Here is a 23036-nt window from a genome sequence, read left to right as displayed (position 1 = left end):
TTAAGGGAGATTATCCAATCCCCCCTCACAAGATGGCCGGCGGTTCAGCCGCGTTCAGGCTCGAAGCGCACTACGAACCCTTTAAGGTTCTGTTGACGGTTGATCACATCACGCAGGCGCTCGGCTTCGCCCCGGTCAATGAGCGGCCCTACAAATACCCGGTTCTTGCCTTCGGCTGAACGCACGTAGGCATTGTAGCCTTGGGTACGAAGGGTTTTCTGCAGGGTGTCGGCTCCTGCACGGTTCGAAAGGCTGGCCAACTGAACCGACCAGCTTACGGGCACGCCTCCTGCGTCGAGCTTGCTGCCAGCGTCCGCCTTGGCAGTCGGTGCTGTTGAGGTCGAAGGTGCGGGAGTGGAAGGCGCGGGCGCGGGGGCTGCGGCTTTTTGCGACGGTGCGGACGGGGCCGTGACTGTCGGCGCCGCGGAGATAGGCATGCTAGGCGCCCGCGCCTGGGCAGAAGCACGGGCAGTAACTGGTGGAGAAGGCGGTGCTTCATCCACCACCGGCGTGGGTGCAGGGGCATCTGGCACCGCAGCCGGCTGTACCTTGACCTGCGGTACCACAGGCACAGCGGGGGCCGCTGGCGCATTCACGCGTACTTCGCGCATTTCATCCGGGCGGCTGAACAGCATGGGCAGGAATACCACCGCCAGTGCGACCAGCACCAGGGCACCTACCATGCGTTGTTTGACCACGTTATCCAGCAAAGCCATCGGCGGCTACCTCCACGCCGTGCCGGTCGAGCCATAACAAGGCCTCGGCGACACAAAAGAAAGATCCAAACACCAGTATTTCGTCGTCCGGGCCTGCCTGGTCGCACTGGTGCGCCAGGGCGTCATGGACGCTGCCATGTGACGTTACCGTTGCGCCAAGGTTCGACAAAGCTGCCTGCAAGGCCGCTGCCGGCTGTGTGCGAGGCGATGGCAGAGGAGCGACGGCCCAGTGTGCGATGCTTCCCAGCAGTGGCTCGATCACACCAGGAAGGTCCTTGTCTGCCAACAGCCCGAAGACCGCACGGCGAATGCCAGGCAGCGGCAACGCGGGCAAGCGGCTGCGCAGATAGTGCGCCGCATGGGGGTTATGGCCCACGTCCAGCAGTAACCGGACCGGTTTGCCTTTCCACAGCGCCTGCCGACGGTCCAGGCGGCCCATGACACGGGTACGGCTCAAGGCACTTGTCAATACGGAGGGCACCCATGGCAAGCCCAGCAGCGCATAGGCCTGCAGGGCCAGTGCAGCGTTCTCCATGGGAAGGGCCAGCAGCGGCAGCTCGGCGAGCGAAAGCGCAGCACCGTCAATGGCCTGCCCGCGCCATGCCCAGGCTTGTGGCCCAACGGCCAGGTCGAAGGCAGCGCCTGTGCGGTACAGCGGGCAGCCCAGCCGCTGCGCGGTATCCAACAAAGGGGCTGGCGGATCGAGGTCACCACACAGTGCAGGCTTTGCCGAACGCAGGATGCCCGCCTTTTCGAACGCCACAGACTCACGGGTATCGCCCAGGTAGTCGGCATGGTCGATGCCGATGCTGGTCACTACCGACAGGTCTGCATCTACCAGGTTGACCGTGTCCAGACGCCCACCCAGGCCCACTTCCAGCACTACCGCATCGAGTTGCGCCCCTGCGAACAGCCAGAACGCTGCGAGGGTGCCCATTTCAAAGTAGGTGAGTGTGGTGTCCCCGCGTGCAGCCTCCACGGCTTCGAACGCTGCGCACAGCTGTGCATCTGTCGCGTCCTGGCCTTCAAGGCGAACCCGCTCGTTGTAACGTAGCAGGTGCGGCGAACTGTACACGCCTACCCGAAGGCCTTGGGCCTCGAGCAGGCTAGCAATGAACGCGCAGGTGGAACCCTTGCCATTGGTGCCGGTAACGGTGATGACACGCGGCGCGAGGGCCCCAAGATTCAAACGCTCCAGCACTGTTCTGGAGCGTTCCAGCCCCATGTCGATGGCCACCGGGTGCAGCTGTTCCAGGTACGCCAGCCATGCGTCAAGGGTACGTGGTTTCATACCGCTGCTGGGGCGCCTGCCGGGACGCTCGCAGGGTCCAGTTCAACAGGATGTACGACGCTTAGTGCCGGGTTAGGGGTGGCCACGTTCATCATCTGTGCCAGCAGCCGTGCCAGGCGCGGGCGAAGCTCTTGCCGATGGATAATCAAATCAATGGCGCCGTGGTCCAGCAGGAATTCGCTGCGTTGGAACCCTTCGGGCAGTTTTTCGCGCACGGTCTGCTCGATGACACGCGGCCCGGCAAAACCGATCAAGGCCTTGGGCTCGCCGACAATCACGTCACCCAGCATGGCCAGGCTGGCGGATACACCACCATACACCGGGTCGGTCAGTACGGAGATGAACGGAATCCCCTCCTCTCGCAGGCGTGCCAGCACGGCAGAGGTCTTGGCCATCTGCATCAGGGAGATCAGTGCCTCCTGCATGCGTGCACCACCGGATGCCGCGAAGCAGATCATCGGGCAGCGGTTTTCAAGCGCATAGTTGGCAGCGCGCACAAAACGCTCCCCCACGATGGCGCCCATGGAGCCGCCCATGAAGCTGAATTCGAACGCACTGGTGACCACGGGCATGCCCATCAGGCTACCGCTCATGGAGATCAAGGCGTCTTTTTCGCCGGTCTGCTTCTGGGCGCCGGTGAGGCGATCCTTGTACTTCTTGCCATCGCGGAACTTGAGGCGGTCGACCGGTTCCAGGTCTGCACCCAGCTCTTCACGCCCTTCGGCATCCAGGAAAATGTCCAGGCGTGCCCGGGCACCAATGCGCATGTGGTGATTGCACTTGGGGCAAACGTCGAGGGTTTTTTCCAGCTCTGGGCGGTACAGCACCGCTTCGCAGTTGGGGCACTTGTGCCACAGCCCCTCGGGAACCGAGCTCTTCTTCACTTCGGAACGCATGATCGAAGGGATCAGTTTGTCTACCAACCAGTTGCTCATGCCTGTTTCTCCAGTAACTGGGCGAACCCTGTGCGGGCCGGACCGGGGCTCGAAGCCACCATGGTCGTTCAATACCAGGGGAGCGCAATGCGCTTCACCCTCACTAAAAATACGGAGGCGCGCCAGCGGGGCTGCCCCGTGGCGCGCTGAAGAAGTTCGACGGCCATAAGGCCACCGCCGTCACATTGCCACACGGTGGGTGCAAGTCAACGCCACGAACGCACCGCCTTGACGAAGGCCTGGACACGGTGAGCATCCTTGATGCCCTTGCTCAGCTCTACGCCGCCGCTTACATCCACGCCAAAGGGCCGTACTCGCTCAATGGCTTCGCTGACGTTTTCCGGCGTCAGCCCACCGGCCAGGATGATGGGCTTGGGCAAGGCAGCTGGCACGAGGTTCCAGTCGAACGCCAACCCGGTACCACCCGGCACGCCCTCTACGAACGCATCCAGCAGCAGGCCGCTGGCACTGCTGTAGCGTTCGCAGGCCGCTTCGAGATTATCCCCCGGCCTTACCCGCAAAGCCTTGATGTACGGGCGATGGTAGCCACTGCACTGCTCCGGGCTTTCATCACCGTGAAACTGAAGCAGGTCCAGGGGAACGGCGTCCAGGGTTTCATTGATTTCACAGGCAGAAGCATTCACGAACAGGCCCACTACCGTGACAAATGGCGGCAAGGCACGGATGATTTCGCGCGCCTGTTGCACATTTACTGCACGAGGGCTGGGGGCATAAAACACCAGGCCAATGGCATCAGCACCTGCCTGAGCGGCAACGATGGCATCTTCCGGCCGGGTAATACCACAGATCTTGCTGCGAACGGCGCCCATTGTGTAAGACCTCTACTGACAAAACGGGCACGATGGTAGCAAATACCCCTGTGGCCGTCAGCTGTCCAAACCCGTGAAGCCGGTCAGAAAATGTGGCCCGATGTATCTATTGGGCACCTCATAGGGCTCCGGGTACTCAACGTTCACAAGGTAAAGCCCGTAGGGATGCGCGGTTACCCCGCCCTGTCGCCGCTCGCCACCTTCCAGCACTTCCGCTGCCCAGCCTATGGGTTTGTCCCCAGAACCAATGGCCATCAGCACGCCAGCCAGGTTGCGCACCATGTGGTGAAGAAAGGCACTAGCACGCACATCAATGACAATGAGGCTGCCATGGCGTGTGACCCGCAGGTGGTGCAAGGTCTTGATGGGTGATTTGGCCTGGCACTGGCTGGCCCTGAACGCACTGAAGTCATGGGTGCCATGCAGGGGCGCTGCCGCTGCCGCCATGCGCGCCACATCCAGGGGCCGGTGATTCCAGGTGACTTCTTCGCTCAAATGCGCAGGGCGGATAGGATCGTTGTAGATCACATAGCGGTAACGGCGGGACACGGCCTTGAACCGCGCATGAAAATCACTGGGCATCACCTGCGCCCAACTGACACTAATATCGCCTGGCAACTCACTATTGGTACCCATCACCCAGGCCCGCTCCGGGCGTACGGCACGGGTATCGAAATGGACGACCTGGCCACAGGCGTGCACGCCAGCATCCGTGCGGCCGGCGCACAGCACGGACACTGGGCTGGCAGCCACCTTGGACAAGGCCTTCTCAAGGGTTTCCTGAACGCTGCACACACCGTCGATCTGCCGCTGCCAGCCTTTGTAGCGTGAGCCTTTGTATTCCACGCCCAAGGCAATTCGGGTATAGCCGTCAGCAGCCACTTCATCCGCTGCGCTTTGATAGATGTCCACGTGATAAACCCATATTCAGGAAAACGACAACGGCAGCCAATTGGCTGCCGTTGGGTGATACACGGCGCGCGTCAGCTTAACGTAGCCAGCATCTTGCGTGCCTCTTTCTGCTGGGCCATTGTGCCCTCTTTAAGCACTTCATCCAGAATGTCCCGCGCCCCTTCAGCATCGGCCATTTCGATGTAGGCGCGCGCCAGGTCGAGCTTGGTCGTGACCTCGTCGGAGTCGGACAGGAAATCGAACTCGTCCAGCCCTTCACCTGCCCTGCCCTCGCCATGCAAGCCGTTGTCCAGAGAGGCTTGGCCAAGGCTGTGGGACAGCTCATCCAGCTGAGCGTTGACATCGTTCACGTCGGCGGCAAACCGATCCTGATCCTCCAACTGCTCACTGGACAGTGCCAGGTCGAAGTCGTCCAATTGCTCGCGGTGGCTACGCTCGGCCGCTGAAGCCTCATCCTCCCCTAGTACGCGGGGCGTTTCCACGGGACCAAGGGCGTCCAATTCATTCGCTTCGGAAGGTGCCGGCTTTGCTGTCGCCTGCTCAGCATCAGCGGCCTGCTCCAGCCCCACTTCTGGTTCCGGCTCCACATTGCTGCGTTCAGCCGCGCTTTCTCTAAGCAGGGTTTCGAAGTCCACCTCATCACGGGGCGTAGCACGCTCGGATGTTTCAGGCGTGGCGTCCGCGGCAACAGGCTCTATGCCATCCAGGCTAAGGTCGAAATTAGTGTCAAACACATCCCCGATAGGCTCAGGGGCACTGGCGTCATCCTGCAACAGCTCCTTGACGTACTGGGCATCCATCTCTGCCGCCACGGCAGCGGCGCTCAATCCGGCTGCAAGCCCTGCCATGGCAGGGAACCGTGCTTTGAGCTCGTTCACCTGTGTCGGGTTGCCACCATGGGCCATCAGGTGCCGTTCCTGAGCGACAAAGCCGTCGCGATCGCCTTGCTGACCATAGACTTCCATGAGCTTGAGACGAAGGTCGCCACGTTCCGGTTCTTTTCTTACGGCCTCCTCAAGCACGTCTCTGGCGCTCATGTAGCGATCGTGGTCGATGTGTGCCTGGGCCTGTTCCAGCGGATCGCTAGCCGCAGGCGCTACCACCAAGGACGCCACAGACGGCACCTCCTGACGGGCAGCGATGCGGTCTGGCCGTGCATACACCGGCGCCTCCCCTGCAGAGGCCTCGGCGGCAGTCGCTGCGGCAACAGACGCCGCTACCATGGCAGGGGCCAGGCGGACCGACGGTGAAGACGTACCCAGGCTGTCAAAGCTGCCCACCGGCGCTTCGAAATCTTCAGGCCGGAATTCCTGTGCTTCAGCCAGCTCACGCGCCATGCGTGCGTGGCGCTCGGACTCCTGCTGGGCCCTGCGCCGACGTGCCAGCAGCCAGGCAGCCAGCAAGGCGGCCGCCACTGCCAAGCCAGCAGCCGTGCCCAGTAGCCAGGAACCGGTGTGGTTGTCTTCGGCGGCAGGGGCTGGCGCTACGACCGGCGGCGTGGTGGCGTCCGGCTGGGCGACAGGGGCTTGGGTGGATGGCGTGAGCTGAGCATCAACCGCAGGTTGGGCAGGTGACGCAGCCGCGTCAGGCGCTGGGGCCACTGCATCAGGGGTTGCCGCAGGTGCCGGCGCGGTAACCGCCGGTGCTGTGTTCGCCCCCGCTTCAAGGCGCGCCAACTGGTCGCTCTTGAGCTGCAACAGGCGATTGGCTTTGTCCAACTGGCTTTGCAAGTCGGCCAATCGGCTTTGCAGTTCGCTGTTCTCGCGCCGGGCGGTATCCAAGCCTTCCTGGGTCACCGCCAGCTTGTCCGTCAGGGCTTTGTTATCACCGGCAAGGCCCTTGGCGTTGGCGGCATTAGCGTCGCCAGACACCAGTTTGAGGTTATCGGTTTGCGCAGGCGCAGGGGCATTGCCTCGCCCGTTGCCCCGCGTAGCGTCCAACTGTTGCGCGCGGGGGCCCAGTCGGCGGCCTTCGCGCCAGGCCGCGTTCTGCCGTGCCACTTCTGCAATAGCCTGCGGCTGCGCCAATGCTGTGGCGTCGTTGCTATCGGGGATACGCAGTACCTGGCCGGCACGCAGGCGGTTGATATTGGCATCCTGGAAAGCAGAAGGGTTCATGGCCTGAATGGCCAGCATGGTCTGCTGTACAGACGCTTGCTCACGGAAACGTGCAGCGATTTCCCACAAGGTGTCGCGGCTGGTAGTGGTGTACTCCCGGCCATTGGACGCCGCTGGCGCCGTCACCGCTGGGGTGGCGGCTGGCGTGGCCGCCTCTGCAGTTTGCGGCGAGAACTTGGACGCATCGACCAGAACACTGTAGTCGCGCATCAGGCGCCCGCTGGGGTAGATCACCTGCACCAGGAACTTGAGCAGCGGCTCGGACAGTGGCGCAGGCGACGTGACCTGAATCACGCTACGCCCGCCGGGATTGATTACGGGCGTAAAACTGAGCTGGTTGAGGAAGGCCTGACGCTCCAGGCCTGCGCGCGCGAACTCATCCGGCGAGGCAAGGCCTGGCACAATCTCAGGTGCGGTGAGCTGAGCCACATCACGCAGCTCGATCTCTGCCACCAACGGCTGGTTGGCGGCTGACTTGAGCGTCAGCTCGCCCAGTTCCAAGGCTTGCGCCATACCGGAAGACAGCGCGGTGGCAGCGGCTATCGCCAAGACCAGTTTTCGAACATGAACCATGGCCAGATCCTTTTGTGCGTGCCGGGCTTGCAACGTAATCCGAGAAATTTTTTTACAAAAAGTGCCCAAGTATCTTTTACGAAAGGCGTTTTATCAACAACTCAGCCACTTGCACTGCATTGAGGGCTGCACCTTTGCGCACGTTATCCAGCACCAGCCAGAGGTTAAGCTCGCAAGGGTCGCCCAACCCGCCGCGTACGCGACCCACATAAACCACATCCTGGCCCACGGCATCCCCCACTACCGTTGGGTAGTCGTCAGCGCCTGTCCACTCCACACCCGCCGCCTGTTCAAGGGCCTGTGTAGCAGCTTGCACATCCACGGGGGTGCGCGAACGTACGCTCACTGTGAGGCTGTCGCCAAAGAATACAGGCGCCTGAATGCAACTGATGGATACCTTGAGTAAAGGCAGGTTCAACAGTTCGCGCAATTCCCGGTGGGCACGTTTTTCCAGCGCCAGTTGACCCGCTGCATCCGGCTCGCCGACCTGGGCGAGCATATTGAAGGCCACCTGGCGGTCGAACACCCGAGGTTCCAGGGGCCTTGCGTTCAGCAGCTCGGTGGTTTGCCGCGCCAGCTCGCGTACCGCCTCACGGCTACTGGCAGACATGGGCAGGCAAGCGGTGACCGTAACGTGCTCGATGTCCAATAGCCCTTGTAGGGGTGCCAGGGCCAGGGCCAATGCCGTTGCGATGCTGCCGGGTGTGCCTACGCGGCTGGGCGCTGGCAGGCCCTGAAGGGTTTGCGCATTCACTTCAGGCACCACCACCGGCGCGCCCGTCCCACCAGCCAGGTCGATCACCTGACAGCCAGCCTCGCTCGCCTGACCTGCGAAGGCGGCCGTCACGGCGTCGCCAGCGCAGAAAAACACTAGCTTCACCTGGTTGAAATCGAAACCGTTCAGCGACTTTACCCGCACGTTCCGGCCACGAAAAGGTATGGACTGCGCCACTGAGGCTTCGCTTGCCAGCACATGCAGCTGCCCAAGCGGAAAATCGCGCTCTTCGAGCACTTGCACAAGGGTTTCGCCTACGGTGCCGGTAGCACCGATTACCGCCACGTCAAAGGTTGCAGACATCAGGGTTCCTGTTGAAAAAATAAGGTTGCCAGAAAACAAAACCCCCGCCATACGGCAGGGGTTTGTCGCAGGCCTTGCCGGGTATCAACGCTCCAGCAGGATACGCAGCATACGGCGCAGCGGCTCGGCTGCGCCCCACAGCAGCTGGTCACCTACCGTGAAGGCGCCCAGGAACTGCGAGCCCATGTTGAGCTTGCGCAGGCGGCCTACGGGAATGTTCAGCGTACCGGTGACCTGGGTAGGGCTCAGCTCTGCCATGCTGGCTTCGCGATGGTTGGGCACCAGTTTAACCCATGGGTTGTGCTGGCTGATCATGCCTTCGATGTCCGCAATGGGGACATCCTTGTTCAGCTTGATGGTCAGCGCCTGGCTATGGCACCGCATGGCGCCGATGCGTACGCAGATACCATCGACCGGCACCGGGTTCTTGAAGCGCCCTAGGATCTTGTTGGTCTCGGCATGCCCTTTCCATTCCTCGCGGCTCTGGCCGTTGGGCAGCTCTTTGTCGATCCAGGGAATCAGGCTACCGGCCAGGGGCACGCCGAACTGTTCGGTAGGGAAGGCTTCACCGCGCATGGCCTCGGCCACCTTGCGGTCGATGTCCAGAATGGCGCTGGCCGGGTTGGCCAAGTCGTCGGCCACTGCGGCATGGGTAGCGCCCATTTGCCGGATCAGCTCACGCATGTTCTGGGCACCTGCACCCGAGGCCGCCTGGTAGGTCATGGCGCTCATCCACTCCACCAGCCCGGCTTCGAACAGCCCGCCCAGGCCCATGAGCATGAGGCTAACCGTGCAGTTGCCACCAATGTAGTTGCGGGTACCGGCATCGAGCTGCTGATCGATCACCTTGCGGTTGACCGGGTCCAGCACGATCACGGCGTCGTCCTGCATACGCAGGGTAGAGGCCGCATCGATCCAGTAGCCCTGCCAGCCCGCCTCGCGCAATTTGGGGAACACTTCGCTGGTGTAGTCGCCACCCTGGCAGGTGAGGATGACGTCCAGGGTTTTCAACTCATCGATGCTGTAGGCATCCTTGAGCGGTGCCACCTCCTTGCCCACGGCCGGGCCTTCGCCGCCCACATTGGAGGTAGTGAAAAACACCGGTTCGATCAGGTCGAAGTCCTGCTCTTCCAGCATCCGCTGCATGAGCACGGAACCGACCATACCGCGCCAACCGATCAGACCTACACGTTTCATCGCAACTGTACCCTTGGAAAAAATGTGAGCCGCCGCTCTGGCAAGCGAGACGGCGGGCCCGAGAGATTACAGATTTCGCAGGGCCGCGACTACCGCGTCGCCCATTTCCTGTGTACCCACCTTGGTGCAACCTGCCGACCAGATGTCGCCGGTACGCAGGCCCTGATCCAGCACTTTCCCGACCGCTGTCTCGATGGCCTGGGCAGCGTCGCCCTGGTTGAAGCTGTAGCGCAGCATCATTGACACCGACAGGATGGTCGCCAATGGATTGGCAATACCCTGCCCTGCAATGTCTGGGGCCGAACCATGGCAGGGTTCGTACATGCCTTTGTTGCTGGCATCCAAGGAGGCCGAGGGCAGCATGCCGATGGAACCGGTAAGCATGGACGCCTCGTCGGACAGAATGTCACCGAACAGGTTGTCTGTTACCACCACGTCGAACTGCTTGGGCGCCTTCACCAGCTGCATGGCAGCGTTGTCCACGTACATATGGCTGAGTTCGACCTCAGGATAATCCTTTGCAACCTCCTCCACCACTTCACGCCACAGTTGGCTGGAGGCCAGCACGTTGGCCTTGTCCACAGAGCATAGCTTTTTGCCGCGCGCCTTGGCCATGTCGAAGCCCACTCGGGCGATACGCCGGATTTCGCTCTCGCTGTAGGGCAAGGTGTCATAGGCCTGACGCTCTCCGTTTTCCAGCTCACGAGTCCCCCGAGGGGCGCCGAAATAGATGCCGCCCGTCAGCTCCCGCACAATAAGAATGTCCAGCCCGGCAACGATCTCCGGCTTGAGCGAGGAGGCGTCCGCCAATTGCGGGTACAGGATGGCCGGTCGCAGGTTGGCGAATAGGCCCAACTGGGCGCGGATTTTCAGCAGCCCGCGCTCGGGGCGGATGTCGCGTTCGATCTTGTCCCATTTGGGGCCACCGACAGCGCCTAGCAGCACCGCATCGGCAGCCCGGGCACGGTCCAGGGTCTCGTCGGCCAGGGGCACGCCATGACGGTCGATGGCGGCACCGCCAATCACATCTTCTGTCAACGTCAGGCCGAGGCTGAAACGCTCATTGGCAACGTTCAGTACCTTGACAGCTTCGGCCATGATTTCAGGGCCGATACCATCGCCGGGGAGAACCAGGATCTGCTTGCTCATGCGTTCCTCTTCATAGGCAAACGGCACCCCACAGGGTGCCGGTAGAAATGCGTGCGTGGGTGGTTCGCTTCAGCGGAACAGCCAGGGCTGGCTGACCTTGTGGCCTGCTTCGAACGCGCGAATAGCCTCGGCATCCTGCAGGGTCAGGCCGATGTCATCCAAGCCATGAAGCAGGCAGTGTTTGCGGAAGGCGTCTACCTCGAAACGGTACACCTTGCCGTCCGGGCGAGTCACGCTCTGGGTATCCAGGTCGATAGCCAGCTGGTAGCCGGGCTCAGCCTCTACCTGTTTGAACAGGTCGTCTACGTCGGTAGCGTCAAGAATGATCGGCAACAGGCCGTTCTTGAAGCTGTTATTAAAGAAGATGTCCGCATAGCTGGGCGCAATCACACACCGGAAGCCATATTCATCCAACGCCCAAGGCGCGTGTTCGCGGCTAGAGCCGCAACCGAAGTTTTCACGGGCCAGCAGCACGCTGGCGCCCTGGTAGCGTGGCTGGTTGAGCACGAACTCGGTATTCAAGGGGCGCTTGGAATTGTCCTGGTAGGGCTGGCCTACGTCCAGATAGCGCCATTCATCGAACAGGTTGGGACCAAACCCCGTGCGCTTGATGGATTTGAGAAACTGCTTGGGAATGATCTGATCGGTGTCAACGTTGGCGCGATCCAGCGGCACGGTCAAGCCGGTGTGTTGGGTGAAGGCTTTCATGCTGCGCTCTCCTGGGTCAATTCACGCACATCGATGAAGTGGCCGGTCACGGCCGCAGCGGCGGCCATGGCGGGGCTGACCAGATGAGTACGGCCACCGGCCCCCTGGCGCCCTTCAAAGTTGCGGTTGGAGGTGGACGCGCAATGCTCACCGGCTTCCAAACGGTCCGGGTTCATGGCCAGGCACATGGAGCAACCAGGCTCACGCCACTCGAAGCCGGCGTCAATGAAGACGCGATCCAGCCCTTCCTGCTCAGCCTGGGCTTTGACCAGCCCGGAACCGGGCACCACGATGGCCTGCTTCACGGTGGCGGCTACCTTGCGGCCTTTGGCAACGACGGCTGCGGCGCGCAGGTCTTCGATGCGCGAGTTGGTGCAGGAGCCGATAAAGATACGGTCCAGGCGAATCTCGGTGATCGGCTGGTTCGCGCGCAACCCCATGTACTTCAGGGCACGTTCGATGGACCCTCGCTTGACCAGGTCGGCTTCAGCGGCCGGGTCCGGCACAGCCTGGTCAACCGCTAGGACCATTTCAGGCGACGTGCCCCAGCTGACCTGCGGCTTGATCTGCGCCGCTTCCAGGCGCACTACCGTGTCGAAGTGGGCATCGTCGTCAGATTTCAGCGACTGCCAGGCGTCTACGGCCCTAGCCCAGTTATCACCCGTCGGTGAGAATGGCCGGCCTTTCACGTAGGCAATGGTTTTCTCGTCACAGGCCACCAGGCCTACGCGTGCGCCGGCCTCGATGGACATGTTGCAGATGGTCATGCGGCCTTCGACAGAAAGGTCGCGAATGGCGCTGCCCGCAAACTCAATGGCATGGCCATTACCGCCCGCCGTGCCGATTTTGCCGATTACGGCCAGCACAATGTCTTTGGCCGTTACACCAAAGGGTAAGGTGCCTTCCACCAGCACCTGCATGTTTTTCATCTTTTTGGCCACCAGGCACTGGGTGGCGAGCACATGCTCCACTTCCGAGGTGCCGATACCATGGGCCAGCGCACCGAACGCGCCGTGGGTGGAGGTGTGGGAATCGCCGCATACCACGGTCATGCCCGGCAACGTAGCCCCTTGCTCAGGCCCAATGACATGAACGATGCCTTGGCGCTCATCGTTCATCTTGAATTCGGTGATGCCGTACTCGTCGCAGTTGTCATCCAGGGTCTGAACCTGAAGGCGCGACACCTGATCGGCAATGGCTTCGATACCGCCTTTGCGTTCTGGCGTGGTAGGGACGTTGTGGTCAGGTGTGGCCACGATGCTGTCGACGCGCCAGGGCTTGCGACCCGCCAGGCGCAGCCCTTCGAACGCTTGCGGGGAGGTCACTTCGTGAACGATGTGGCGATCGATGTAGATCAGCGCAGAGCCATCGTCCCGTTGCTTGACCAGATGCGAATCCCAGAGCTTGTCGTACAGCGTTTTACCGGCCATCTAGTGGTTCCTCGTCAGGCATGACTGTCGCAGAGTGGCGGCTTCTGCTAGCCGCTCGATTGATAAGCCTCCGCTTGTAGGCCTAAATGCTATGAGGTTAGATTGAATAACTCAAATTCATAATTTTCATATTCTGGATAACAAAAAGGAATTCGAAGGCGTGGACCTGGCAAACCTTACTGCCTTTATCAGGGTGGCCGAAACCGGCAGTTTTTCCAACGCAGGTGAGCAATTGCACCTGACTCAACCGGCGATCAGCAAGCGCATAGCAGGCTTGGAGAGCCAATTGAACACACGCTTGTTCGACCGCCTGGGCCGGGAAGTGAGCCTCACCGAAGCCGGGCGCGCTCTGCTGCCCAGGGCCTACCAGATTCTCAATGTGCTGGAGGACACCCGCCGTGCCTTGAGCAACCTTGACAAGGAGGTCACTGGCCGGCTGACTTTGGCGACAAGCCACCACATCGGTTTACATCGATTACCGCCCGTGCTGCGCACTTTTACACGGCGCTACCCCAATGTGGCTTTGGACATCCAGTTTCTGGATTCAGAAGTGGCCTATGAGGAAATCCTCCACGGGCGTGCCGAACTGGCCGTTATCACCCTGGCACCTGAACCCCATGGGCTAGTGAAGGCCATGCATATCTGGGACGACCCGCTAGACCTGGTGGCCGCGCCCGAGCATGCGCTGGCGCGCCAGGCGAACGTGTCGCTCCAGGACATTGCCCGGCACCCCGCTGTGTTCCCAGGCGGTAATACCTTCACTCATCATATTGTGCATCACCTGTTCCAGGCCCAGGGGCTGACCCCCAATATCGCCATGAGCACCAACTACCTGGAAACCATCAAGATGATGGTGTCCATTGGCCTGGCCTGGAGCGTATTGCCGCGTACCATGCTGGATAATCAAGTGACCACCCTGTCGCTGCCCGGCGTCCAGTTGTCTCGCCAGCTGGGCTACATCGTGCATACGGAGCGTACGCTCTCCAATGCGGCACGTGCCTTCATGGCACTGCTTGAAGCCCAGGCAACGTTCGATGAGGGTGCGTGAACTGCACGGCTGCCTGTAGCCAATAAAAAGGGGGCACCCCACCAGGCGCCCCCTTTTTTACTTCACGCGTCGAGCGATCAGTGTTCCAGCACAGGCTGCTGTACACCACCAATCGGGATGCGTTTTGGCTTGGCCTCTTCAGGCACCACACGCAACAGGTCGATGTTCAACAGGCCGTTCTGCAAGCCAGCCGCCTTGACCTCGATATGGTCTGCCAGGCGGAAGGACAGCTTGAAGGCCCGCTGGGCAATGCCCTGGTGCAGGTAGGTAACAGCGCTGGTATCGCCCTCGCGGTTTTTGCCGCCGGTGACTGTCAACACGCCCTTCTCGACCTGAAGGTCCAGGTCCTGCTCCTGGAAGCCCGCTGCGGCTACAACGATACGGTAGTCGTTATCGCCATGCTTTTCGACGTTGTAGGGTGGGTAGGTGCTACCCGATTCATTGCGCAACGCCGACTCGAACAGATCGTTGAAACGATCGAAGCCAACGGAGTGACGGAACAGTGGAGCCAAGGAAAATGCAGTACTCATGACAAACTCCTAAATGTTTCAGCGAGTGGTTGATTCCGCGACCCGACTTCGGCATCGCGTACTTAACAGATAGGGCTCGCCAACACGGTTTCAAGACCGTTTGTCGTCTTTTTTTTCAGGCAGCTACCGTGTCGTTCATGCCCAGCAGGGCGCTGATTCGGGTGCAGTCGGTTTCCTGGCGTAAGGCAGTAAACAGCTCCACGGCGCCTGGATAGGTACGCGTGAGCATGGCCACCCATTGCTTGAGACGGCCTGGCGCATAGCGAGGCGATAGCTTGGCCGTGGCCTGCCGCCAGAAGTCTTGCAGCAGGGGGAGCAGCGCCTCCCAGGTCATGGGCTGAAGATCGTGGCCCTGGGCCGCTGCAGCAATCTGCAGCGCCAGGTCCGGACACGACACCAACCCACGGCCCAGCATGAAATGCTGAGCGCCACTCACTTCCCTGCAACGTAGCCAATCCTCAACCGTCCAGATCTCACCGTTGGCATACACCGGCACCTTCACGGCATCCTGCACGCGCGCCACCCACTCCCAATGGGCCGGTGGCTTGTAGCCTTCAAGCTTGGTGCGCGCATGCACCACGATGCGTTCAGCCCCGCCATCGGCCAGCGCGCGCGCGCAGTCCATGGCACTGGAAGGGCTGGCGTAGCCCAGGCGCATCTTGGCCGTGACGGGCACATGGGCAGGTGTGTCACGGCGCACCTGGCTCACAATGTGGTGCAACAGGTCCGGCTCGTTCAGCAGCACCGCCCCGCCCCGCGATCGGTTGACGGTTTTCGCCGGGCAACCGAAGTTCAGGTCGATTACTGGCGCTCCTAGCTCACAGGCAACAGCGGCACTGTCGCCCAGCAAGGCTGGCTCGGAGCCCAGCAACTGCACATGCAAGGGCGTACCGGCACGGGTTTGGCTGCCATGGGCCAGCTCTGGGGCCAGCTTGAGAAAGGACGAGGGGGGCAGCGCTCGGTCCGATACGCGGATGAATTCGGTCACGCACCAGTCGATCCCACCCACGCGGGTCAGCACGTCCCGCAGTATGTTATCTACCAGCCCCTCCATGGGCGCCAAGGCAAGTTGCATGGTTTCAGTTCTCGGGCGCAGCAGGCGCTGGCAGGATGGCGCAGCGATAGCCATCGATGAATTCGCTAGGCATGCGCTTGGGCCGGCCAGTGGACAGCTCGATGCACACGAATGTGGTTTGCGCACGCAACAAGGTCGCGCCATCGCGGGGGCGAACTAGCTGGAAGCGGCGGTTCATTTTCAGGCGCTGGTCCCAGTCCATGATCCAGGTGCCCATTACCAGCTCATCGCCTTCATAGGCGGCGGCCAAGTAGTCGATCTCGTGACGCAGTACCGCCATGGCACGGTCCAGGCGGCGGTATTCGGCCAGGTCCAGGCCTAGATGGCCGGAGTGGCGCCAGGCGCAGCGCTCAAGCCAGGCGACGTACACGGCATTGTTGGCATGCCCCAGGCCATCGATGTCATCGGCGGTTACGTGATAGTCGAGGGTGAAAGGTGCTGGTAGATCCCAATTCATAGGCTCTCCTGCGCTCACGGGGGCTGGAAAAACAAAAGGCCCATTCAATAATCGAATGAGCCTTGATTCCCGGAGATCGGGGTAAACGTGGCGTCCCCTAGGGGACTCGAACCCCTGTTACCGCCGTGAAAGGGCGGTGTCCTAGGCCACTAGACGAAGGGGACGCAAACCTTCGAGCAGGCCTGCCGTAGCAGACCTTGGCAAATTGGTGGAGCTAGACGGGATCGAACCGTCGACCTCTTGCATGCCATGCAAGCGCTCTCCCAGCTGAGCTATAGCCCCAATTTAACGCCTGGCGGCGTGTATCACCGAAGCGATACAGGTGAAACTGGCGTCCCCTAGGGGACTCGAACCCCTGTTACCGCCGTGAAAGGGCGGTGTCCTAGGCCACTAGACGAAGGGGACAGACCTTCTTTCCCACCAACCTTCTGGCCGGTGCACCCCAGGCTTACAGCGCCTCGGGCCAGGAATATGGTGGAGCTAGACGGGATCGAACCGTCGACCTCTTGCATGCCATGCAAGCGCTCTCCCAGCTGAGCTATAGCCCCACAGTGCGGCGCCTTGTTTCAGCACCATGTCGTGGACGGGGCGCATATTAAGACGACACCCCTACCCTGTCAAACAAATTTTCAGAAATGCTTGAAAAATTATTCCCGGCATTCAAAGGGTTAGGCCAACCCCCCGAATAACAAGGCCGCAACGGCAACAAGCGAAGCGCTCATGTCCGTTGCACACCCAGGGGCATTATCAGCCGATATCGGCCAGCAGCTTTTCCCATTCCTTGTTTTCTTTCTTCGAGACGCCGCCCAGTACATCCAACGCTTGACGCAGGCGGTAGCGGGTAAGGTCCGGCCCCAGGATTTCCATGGCGTCTAACACCGATACCGAGCTGGCCTGGCCAGTGATGGCGGCGAACATCAAAGGCATGGCATCCCGCAGCTTGAGCTGCAACGCATCGACCACCGCCTGGATACAGGCCGTAATGCGGTCCTTCTCCCACTGACGGAGGCTTTCAAGCTTCCAGAGGATAAGTTGTGTCACCTGCCGAACCTGGTCAGGGCCGAGCTTTTTGCTCACGAGCAAGGCAGGGTCCGGGCGTACGCCACCCTCGAAGAAGAAGCCGCCCAGCGGCACCACCTGGCTGAAGGTCTCTACCCTGCCCTGTACCAGGGGAGCGATTCTCATCAGGTAATCCGGGTTGAACGCCCACTTCTGCAACCGCGCCGCGAAGTCTTCCACAGGCAATTCACGCAGCCACTGGCCGTTGAGCCAGGACAGCTTTTCGATATCGAAGATAGGCCCGCCCAAGGAGACGCGGGACAGGTCGAAGTGTTCGACCATTTCCTCCAGCGAAAACTTCTCGCGTTCGTCCGGCATGGACCAGCCCATGCGGCCCAGGTAGTTGAGCATGGCCTCAGGCATGAAGCCCATGCGCTCGTAGAAGGTCACCGAAGTGGGGTTCTTGCGCTTGGAAAGCTTGGATTTGTCCGGGTTGCGCAGCAACGGCATGTAGCAGAGCTGGGGCTGCTCCCAACCGAAGTATTCGTACAGCTTCATCAGCTTGGGCGCGGACGGCAGCCACTCTTCGCCACGCAGCACGTGGGTGATGCCCATCAGGTGGTCGTCCACCACGTTGGCCAGGAAGTAGGTGGGCAGGCCATCGGTCTTGATCAGCACCTGCATGTCCATACGGTCCCACGGGATTTCCACGTTGCCACGAAGCATGTCGGGCACCACGCAGACGCCTTCGGTGGGGACCTTCATGCGGATCACATGGGGCTCGCCAGCGGCCAGGCGGCGCTGGACTTCATCGGCAGGCAGCAAGAGCGCGCGGCCGTCATAGCGGGGTGTTTCGCCCCGGGCGGTCTGCTCGGCGCGCATCTGGTCCAGCTCTTCAGCCGTGCAGAAGCATGGGAAGGCATGGCCGGCCTCTACCAACTGTTGGGCGTAACGCTGGTAGATCTCGCCGCGCTCGCTCTGGCGGTAGGGCCCATGGGGCCCACCTACGTCCGGGCCTTCGCTCCATTCAATGCCCAACCAGCGCAAGGCATCATAGATTTGCTGTTCGGATTCGCGGGTTGAACGCAGCTGGTCTGTGTCTTCGATCCGCAGGATGAACTCGCCCCCATGCTTTTTGGCAAAGCAGTAGTTGAACAAGGCGATATAGGCCGTGCCAACGTGGGGGTCACCGGTAGGTGAAGGGGCGATTCGGGTACGAACGGTACTCATTGAAGGTTCTCGGGCAGGGCTGTGCAAAGTAGGGAATGGTAGCATCCTGTGGGAGTTCGCGCAGCGCGGGCGCAGCGCGGGCGCAGCGGACGAACCTAGGGCGCCTGTTCCCGGGCAAGCCCGGTCCAACAGGGTGTGCCAGGCACTGAAAGGCCTGTGGGAGCCTGCGAAGCGCGGGCGCAGCGGGCGAACCTTTGGTATTTGTTCCCGGGCAAGCCCGGTCCCACAAGGTGCGCCAGTCACTGAAAGAGCTTGTGGGAGCCTGCGAAGCGCGGGCGCAGTGGGCGAAGCGGACGAACCTTGGGCCTGATGCTTACACCGCCAGTAAACGCTCGCGCAATTTGCCGATCTCGTCCCGAGTTTGCGCCGCGGCCTCGAACTCCAGGTCGCGCGCATACTGCAGCATCTTCTCTTCCAACTGGCGAATGCGCTTGGTGATTTCGCTTGGGCTACGCAGCTCGGCTTCGTACTTGGCGCTTTCTTCAGCAGCCTTGGCCATGCCCTTGCGCTTCTTGCTCTTGCCCCCTGGAATGTTGGCGCCTTCAAGAATGTCTGCAATGTCGCGCACTACGCCCTTGGGCACGATACCGTTGGCCTCGTTGAACGCGATCTGCTTCTCACGACGGCGATCTGTCTCGTTGATGGCGCGTTCCATGGAGCCTGTCATGTTGTCCGCGTACAAAATGGCTCGACCATTGAGGTTACGGGCCGCACGGCCAATGGTCTGAATCAGCGAGCGCTCCGAGCGCAGGAACCCTTCCTTGTCCGCATCCAGAATGGCCACCAAGGCCACCTCAGGCATGTCCAGGCCCTCGCGCAGCAGGTTGATCCCCACCAGCACGTCGAACGTGCCCAGGCGCAGGTCACGAATGATCTCCACCCGCTCTACGGTATCGATGTCCGAGTGCAGATAGCGCACACGCACATCGTGGTCCGCCAGGTAGTCCGTAAGGTCTTCGGACATCCGCTTGGTCAGTGTGGTCACCAGTACACGCTGATCAAGGGCAACACGTTTGCGGATTTCCGACAACAGATCATCCACCTGAGTGGACGCGGGGCGGATCTCGATCTGAGGGTCCACCAGGCCCGTAGGCCGCACCACCTGCTCGACCACCCTCCCCGCATGCTCCTGCTCGTAAGGGCCTGGCGTGGCTGAGACGAAGATGGTCTGGGGCATGATCGATTCCCACTCTTCGAAACGCATGGGCCGGTTATCCAGCGCCGACGGCAGGCGGAAGCCGTATTCCACCAAGGTTTCCTTGCGTGAGCGGTCGCCTTTGTACATGGCGCCTACCTGAGGCACGCTCACATGGGACTCGTCGATCACCAGCAGGGCCTCGGCCGGCAGATAGTCGTACAACGTAGGCGGCGGGGCCCCGGCCGGGCGGCCTGACAGGTAGCGGGAGTAGTTTTCGATCCCGTTGCAATAGCCCAGCTCCAGCATCATTTCAAGGTCGAACCGGGTGCGCTGCTCCAGCCGCTGGGCCTCTACCAGCTTGTTGGCCCCGCGCAGGTATTCCAGGCGCTCTTCCAGCTCCACCTTGATCTTCTCGATGGCCCCTACGATGGTTTCCCTAGGGGTCACGTAGTGGGTCTTGGGGTAGAGGGTGTAGCGCGGCAGGCGCTGGATGATTTCCCCGGTAAGCGGGTCGAAGGACGAGATGTTTTCGATTTCATCGTCGAACAGCTCGATACGGATGGCTTCCAGGTCCGACTCGGCCGGGAATACGTCGATTACGTCGCCACGCACGCGGAAGGTGGCCCGGGCGAAATCCATTTCGTTGCGGGTGTACTGCAGTTCAGCCAGCCGACGCAGCAGTTCACGCTGGTCGAAGCGGTCACCCCGGTCCAGGTGCAGCACCATACGCAAATAGGTTTCTGGGCTGCCCAAGCCGTAGATGCAACTGACCGTAGTGACGATGATCGCGTCTTTACGCTCCAGCAGGGCCTTGGTGGCCGACAACCGCATCTGTTCGATGTGATCGTTGATGGAGGCGTCCTTTTCGATGAAGGTGTCCGACGACGGCACATAGGCCTCGGGCTGGTAATAGTCGTAGTAGGACACAAAGTACTCAACGGCGTTGTTGGGGAAGAACGCCTTGAACTCCCCATACAACTGGGCTGCGAGGGTTTTGTTAGGTGCCAGTACCAACGTCGGCCGCTTTACTTGGGACACTACGTTAGCAATGCTGAACGTCTTGCCTGAGCCCGTCACCCCCAGCAGTGTCTGATGCGCCAGGCCTGCATCGATGCCCTCTACCAGTTGGCGGATCGCTTCAGGCTGATCGCCAGCAGGGCGGTATTGGGTAACAAGCTGGAATTCGGACATGGTCTACCTCGGCTCACCCCGCAGGGCTGTATCCATAAACAGTACTTGGGCCATTGCTGTCCCGTCAAACCCGCATGCTTTCAGGGCCTCAGCAAAGTGCTGCTGGGCCTGATTCAGGCGGGGAAATAAATTCACTAAAACAAAGCCATGGCGGTCGCGAACCTGCGGTGCGGTCTCTATACTCACTGACCGTTGGCGTACCGCGTTGGTGCGGTCTTTTTAACTTCTCCCACAGAGCCACGGTCCCTCATGAGCCTGTTTTCCGCTGTAGAATTGGCACCCCGCGATCCTATCCTCGGCCTCAACGAAGCCTTCAACGCCGACCCTCGCACGGGCAAGATCAACCTGGGCGTAGGTGTGTACTACGACGAAGCTGGCAAACTTCCGCTGCTCAAGGCTGTCATCCAGGCTGAGCAGGCTCGAGTGGCCCAGCACGCGGCGCGCGGCTACCTGCCCATCGACGGCATCGTCGCCTACGACAAGGCCGTACAGGTGCTGCTGTTCGGGGAGCAGTCGTCGCTACTGGCCGAAGGCCGTGTGGTGACCGTTCAGGCCGTAGGCGGCACGGGCGCGCTCAAGCTGGGCGCAGATTTCATCAAGCGTCTGAAGCCCGATACCGTGGTGGCCATCAGTGACCCGAGTTGGGAAAACCACCGGGCCCTGTTCGAAACCGCCGGTTTCCCTGTGCAGGACTACCGCTACTATGATGCGACCAGCCACGGTGTGGACCGTTCCGGCCTGTTGGAGGACCTGAACGCGCTCCCCAGTGGTTCAGTGGTGGTGCTGCACGCGTGCTGCCACAACCCCACCGGCGTGGACCTGACCCGCAGCGATTGGGAGCAGGTGCTGGACGTGGTCCGCGCCAAGGGCCATATCCCCTTCCTGGACATCGCCTATCAAGGCTTTGGCGACGGTATTGCCGAGGATGCCGAGGCGGTACGCCTGTTCGCGGAAGCGGGCCTTGAGTTCTTTGTGTCCAGTTCGTTCTCCAAGTCCTTCTCGCTGTATGGAGAGCGCGTGGGCGCATTGTCGATCGTGACAGCCTCACGGGACGAAAGCGCCCGCGTGCTTTCCCAGGTTAAGCGTGTGATTCGCACCAACTACTCCAACCCGCCTACCCATGGCGCGACCATTGTTGCCACGGTGCTTAACAGCCCGGAACTGCGCGCCTTATGGGAATCGGAACTGGCAGAGATGCGTAGCCGCATCCGCGACATGCGCTTGGCCCTGGTCGACCGTCTGGCGGGCGCCAGCCAGGATTTCAGTTTCGTTCAGCAGCAGCGGGGGATGTTCTCCTACTCAGGCCTGACAACCGCTCAGGTTCACCGTTTGCGTGATGAATTCGGCATCTATGCATTAGACACAGGGCGCATCTGTGCTGCCGCCCTTAACCAAAGCAACCTGGGTATCGTCACAGACGCTATCCGCAAGGTCATTTGAGAACTCGTCACTTCTACCCAGGCAGGAGCTTTCAATGAAACGTATTGCACTTCCCGCGCTGTTCGCTATCGCCTGCCTCGCGGCCACTGCCCAGGCTGCCCAACCCGCCAAGACCGTTACTACCGACAAGGGTGCGGTATGGGTGGATGACAAGGGCCAGGCCCTGTACACATACGATGAGGACATGACGGGCATGTCCATGTGCAATGGCAAGTGCGTGGAAAACTGGCCAGCCTTCGTGGCTCAAACTGGCGCTGTTCCGGAGGGCGACTGGACGCTGGTCAAGCGCGACGACGGCCGCCAGCAGTGGGCCTATAAAGACAAACCGTTGTACACCTGGAAAAACGATGCCAAGCCCGGCGATGTGACCGGAGATGGCAAAGGCGGGGTGTGGCACGTTGCCAAGCCCTGAGATTTAGGGCGCTTCGCCAAGGGTGTAAAACACTCCCCCGCTCCACACGCCTAACCACTGCTGGCCGTCTACCTCTCGAGTAACGGCCAGCTCTACCAGCTGATAGAAGACATTGCGGTTAATCAAAGCCTCCAGGTTGCCGCGCACGGTGACATAAGGTGCAGGCTCGCCCGTTACGTCATCGGTCACTACCCGCAGGGGATGTTCCGGCCCGGCGCTGAAGTGGTTCTCCACGTTGTCTGTGAAGTGGAGGTGCTGTTGCTCGCCCTCACCTTCCACCTCCATCAGCACCGCCACAAAGGGTGCGTCCTCAACCTGGATGCCCACCTTCTCCACCGGCGTCACCAGGCACCAACGGTCTTCATCACGCCTTAAAATGGTTGAGAACAACCGCACCATGGGCTTTCGCGTGATAGGGGTGCCCAGGTAATACCAGGTGCCATCACGGGCAATGCGGAGGTCGATATCCCCACAAAAGGCCGGGTTCCACAGGTGCACCGGGGGCAACCCTTTGGCCTTGGGAATCTGTTCCAGCAAGTTGTCAGCCGTTGAAAGGTTGCTCATGGTCGTTCCTAAAGCG

At 61.1% G+C, this 23036-nt stretch carries 20 protein-coding genes and 4 tRNA genes; 3 read left to right on the top strand and 21 right to left on the bottom strand.

Translation table 11 applies throughout. The annotated features are described in order from the left end of the window. Positions 1 to 44 precede the first annotated feature (44 nt). From ACSAMW_RS21095 to leuC, 11 genes are all read right to left on the bottom strand, one after another. Complete coding sequence (locus tag ACSAMW_RS21095) at positions 45 to 716, bottom strand: SPOR domain-containing protein (RefSeq protein WP_500591927.1); 672 nt, start codon at positions 714 to 716, stop codon at positions 45 to 47. Next, complete coding sequence (gene folC / locus ACSAMW_RS21090; RefSeq protein ID WP_500591926.1) at positions 700 to 2007, bottom strand: bifunctional tetrahydrofolate synthase/dihydrofolate synthase; 1308 nt, start codon at positions 2005 to 2007, stop codon at positions 700 to 702. The genes ACSAMW_RS21095 and folC overlap by 17 nt, the downstream gene beginning before the upstream one ends. After that, positions 2004 to 2942, bottom strand: a complete 939-nt coding sequence (gene accD, locus ACSAMW_RS21085; protein WP_500591925.1) for an acetyl-CoA carboxylase, carboxyltransferase subunit beta — start codon at positions 2940 to 2942, stop codon at positions 2004 to 2006. Before accD ends, folC begins: the two co-directional genes overlap by 4 nt. 206 nt (positions 2943 to 3148) lie before the next feature. After that, entirely contained in the window at positions 3149 to 3772 is a 624-nt protein-coding gene (locus tag ACSAMW_RS21080) for a phosphoribosylanthranilate isomerase (protein WP_500591924.1), read from the bottom strand. A 57-nt stretch (positions 3773 to 3829) separates the two neighbouring features. Beyond that, positions 3830 to 4684 (bottom strand): tRNA pseudouridine(38-40) synthase TruA, encoded by an 855-nt coding sequence (truA, locus tag ACSAMW_RS21075; RefSeq protein WP_500591923.1) that lies wholly within the window; start codon positions 4682 to 4684, stop codon positions 3830 to 3832. 71 nt (positions 4685 to 4755) lie between these two features. After that, positions 4756 to 7374 (bottom strand): motility hub landmark protein FimV, encoded by a 2619-nt coding sequence (locus ACSAMW_RS21070; protein WP_500591922.1) that lies wholly within the window; start codon positions 7372 to 7374, stop codon positions 4756 to 4758. 76 nt (positions 7375 to 7450) lie between these two features. Then, a complete protein-coding gene (locus ACSAMW_RS21065) occupies positions 7451 to 8452 on the bottom strand; it encodes an aspartate-semialdehyde dehydrogenase (protein WP_500591921.1) in 1002 nt (333 codons plus the stop codon). An 84-nt stretch (positions 8453 to 8536) separates the two neighbouring features. Further along, a complete protein-coding gene (gene asd, locus ACSAMW_RS21060) occupies positions 8537 to 9649 on the bottom strand; it encodes an aspartate-semialdehyde dehydrogenase (protein ID WP_168081555.1) in 1113 nt (370 codons plus the stop codon). Positions 9650 to 9715: 66 nt separating this feature from the next. After that, complete coding sequence (gene leuB / locus ACSAMW_RS21055) at positions 9716 to 10798, bottom strand: 3-isopropylmalate dehydrogenase (RefSeq protein ID WP_500591920.1); 1083 nt, start codon at positions 10796 to 10798, stop codon at positions 9716 to 9718. A 69-nt stretch (positions 10799 to 10867) separates the two neighbouring features. Beyond that, positions 10868 to 11506, bottom strand: coding sequence for a 3-isopropylmalate dehydratase small subunit (gene leuD / locus ACSAMW_RS21050; protein ID WP_500591919.1), 639 nt, complete (start codon positions 11504 to 11506; stop codon positions 10868 to 10870). Beyond that, on the bottom strand, positions 11503 to 12936 hold the full coding sequence (leuC, locus tag ACSAMW_RS21045) for a 3-isopropylmalate dehydratase large subunit (RefSeq protein WP_500591918.1): 1434 nt from the start codon (positions 12934 to 12936) through the stop codon (positions 11503 to 11505). Before leuC ends, leuD begins: the two co-directional genes overlap by 4 nt. Positions 12937 to 13096: 160 nt before the next feature. Here leuC and ACSAMW_RS21040 point away from each other — a divergent pair, with 160 nt between their 5' ends. Next, positions 13097 to 13984 (top strand): LysR family transcriptional regulator, encoded by an 888-nt coding sequence (locus tag ACSAMW_RS21040; protein ID WP_500591917.1) that lies wholly within the window; start codon positions 13097 to 13099, stop codon positions 13982 to 13984. A gap of 77 nt (positions 13985 to 14061) precedes the next feature. On the opposite strand, the gene ACSAMW_RS21035 is transcribed toward ACSAMW_RS21040, so the two are convergent. The 9 genes from ACSAMW_RS21035 to uvrB form a co-directional block, all read right to left on the bottom strand. After that, positions 14062 to 14514, bottom strand: coding sequence for an Hsp20 family protein (locus tag ACSAMW_RS21035; RefSeq protein ID WP_500591916.1), 453 nt, complete (start codon positions 14512 to 14514; stop codon positions 14062 to 14064). Positions 14515 to 14629: 115 nt separating this feature from the next. Next, on the bottom strand, positions 14630 to 15589 hold the full coding sequence (locus ACSAMW_RS21030) for a tRNA dihydrouridine synthase (RefSeq protein ID WP_500591915.1): 960 nt from the start codon (positions 15587 to 15589) through the stop codon (positions 14630 to 14632). 4 nt (positions 15590 to 15593) lie between these two features. Next, positions 15594 to 16046, bottom strand: a complete 453-nt coding sequence (locus ACSAMW_RS21025; protein ID WP_168081568.1) for an acyl-CoA thioesterase — start codon at positions 16044 to 16046, stop codon at positions 15594 to 15596. 88 nt (positions 16047 to 16134) lie between these two features. Further along, positions 16135 to 16210 (bottom strand) — tRNA-Glu (locus tag ACSAMW_RS21020). 42 nt (positions 16211 to 16252) lie between these two features. Continuing rightward, a tRNA-Ala gene (locus tag ACSAMW_RS21015) sits at positions 16253 to 16328 on the bottom strand. Positions 16329 to 16375: 47 nt separating this feature from the next. Then, positions 16376 to 16451 (bottom strand) — tRNA-Glu (locus ACSAMW_RS21010). A gap of 67 nt (positions 16452 to 16518) precedes the next feature. After that, positions 16519 to 16594, bottom strand: a tRNA-Ala gene (locus tag ACSAMW_RS21005). Between the two features lie 199 nt (positions 16595 to 16793). Further along, entirely contained in the window at positions 16794 to 18275 is a 1482-nt protein-coding gene (gene gltX, locus ACSAMW_RS21000) for a glutamate--tRNA ligase (RefSeq protein ID WP_500591914.1), read from the bottom strand. Positions 18276 to 18588: 313 nt separating this feature from the next. Next, entirely contained in the window at positions 18589 to 20604 is a 2016-nt protein-coding gene (gene uvrB, locus ACSAMW_RS20995) for an excinuclease ABC subunit UvrB (RefSeq protein WP_168081572.1), read from the bottom strand. Between the two features lie 249 nt (positions 20605 to 20853). Here uvrB and ACSAMW_RS20990 point away from each other — a divergent pair, with 249 nt between their 5' ends. Together ACSAMW_RS20990 and ACSAMW_RS20985 are read left to right on the top strand one after the other, a co-directional pair. Beyond that, complete coding sequence (locus ACSAMW_RS20990; protein ID WP_500591913.1) at positions 20854 to 22044, top strand: amino acid aminotransferase; 1191 nt, start codon at positions 20854 to 20856, stop codon at positions 22042 to 22044. Positions 22045 to 22078: 34 nt separating this feature from the next. Beyond that, a complete protein-coding gene (locus ACSAMW_RS20985; protein WP_500591912.1) occupies positions 22079 to 22456 on the top strand; it encodes a COG4315 family predicted lipoprotein in 378 nt (125 codons plus the stop codon). Positions 22457 to 22459: 3 nt separating this feature from the next. On the opposite strand, the gene ACSAMW_RS20980 is transcribed toward ACSAMW_RS20985, so the two are convergent. Then, positions 22460 to 23020: a DUF1285 domain-containing protein gene (locus ACSAMW_RS20980; protein ID WP_500591911.1), complete on the bottom strand. Its 561-nt coding sequence runs from the start codon at positions 23018 to 23020 to the stop codon at positions 22460 to 22462. Positions 23021 to 23036: the final 16 nt, after the last annotated feature.

This window comes from Pseudomonas sp. AB39(2026) (assembly GCF_059831485.1).
This window is presented reverse-complemented; position numbering and strand designations above follow the sequence as displayed.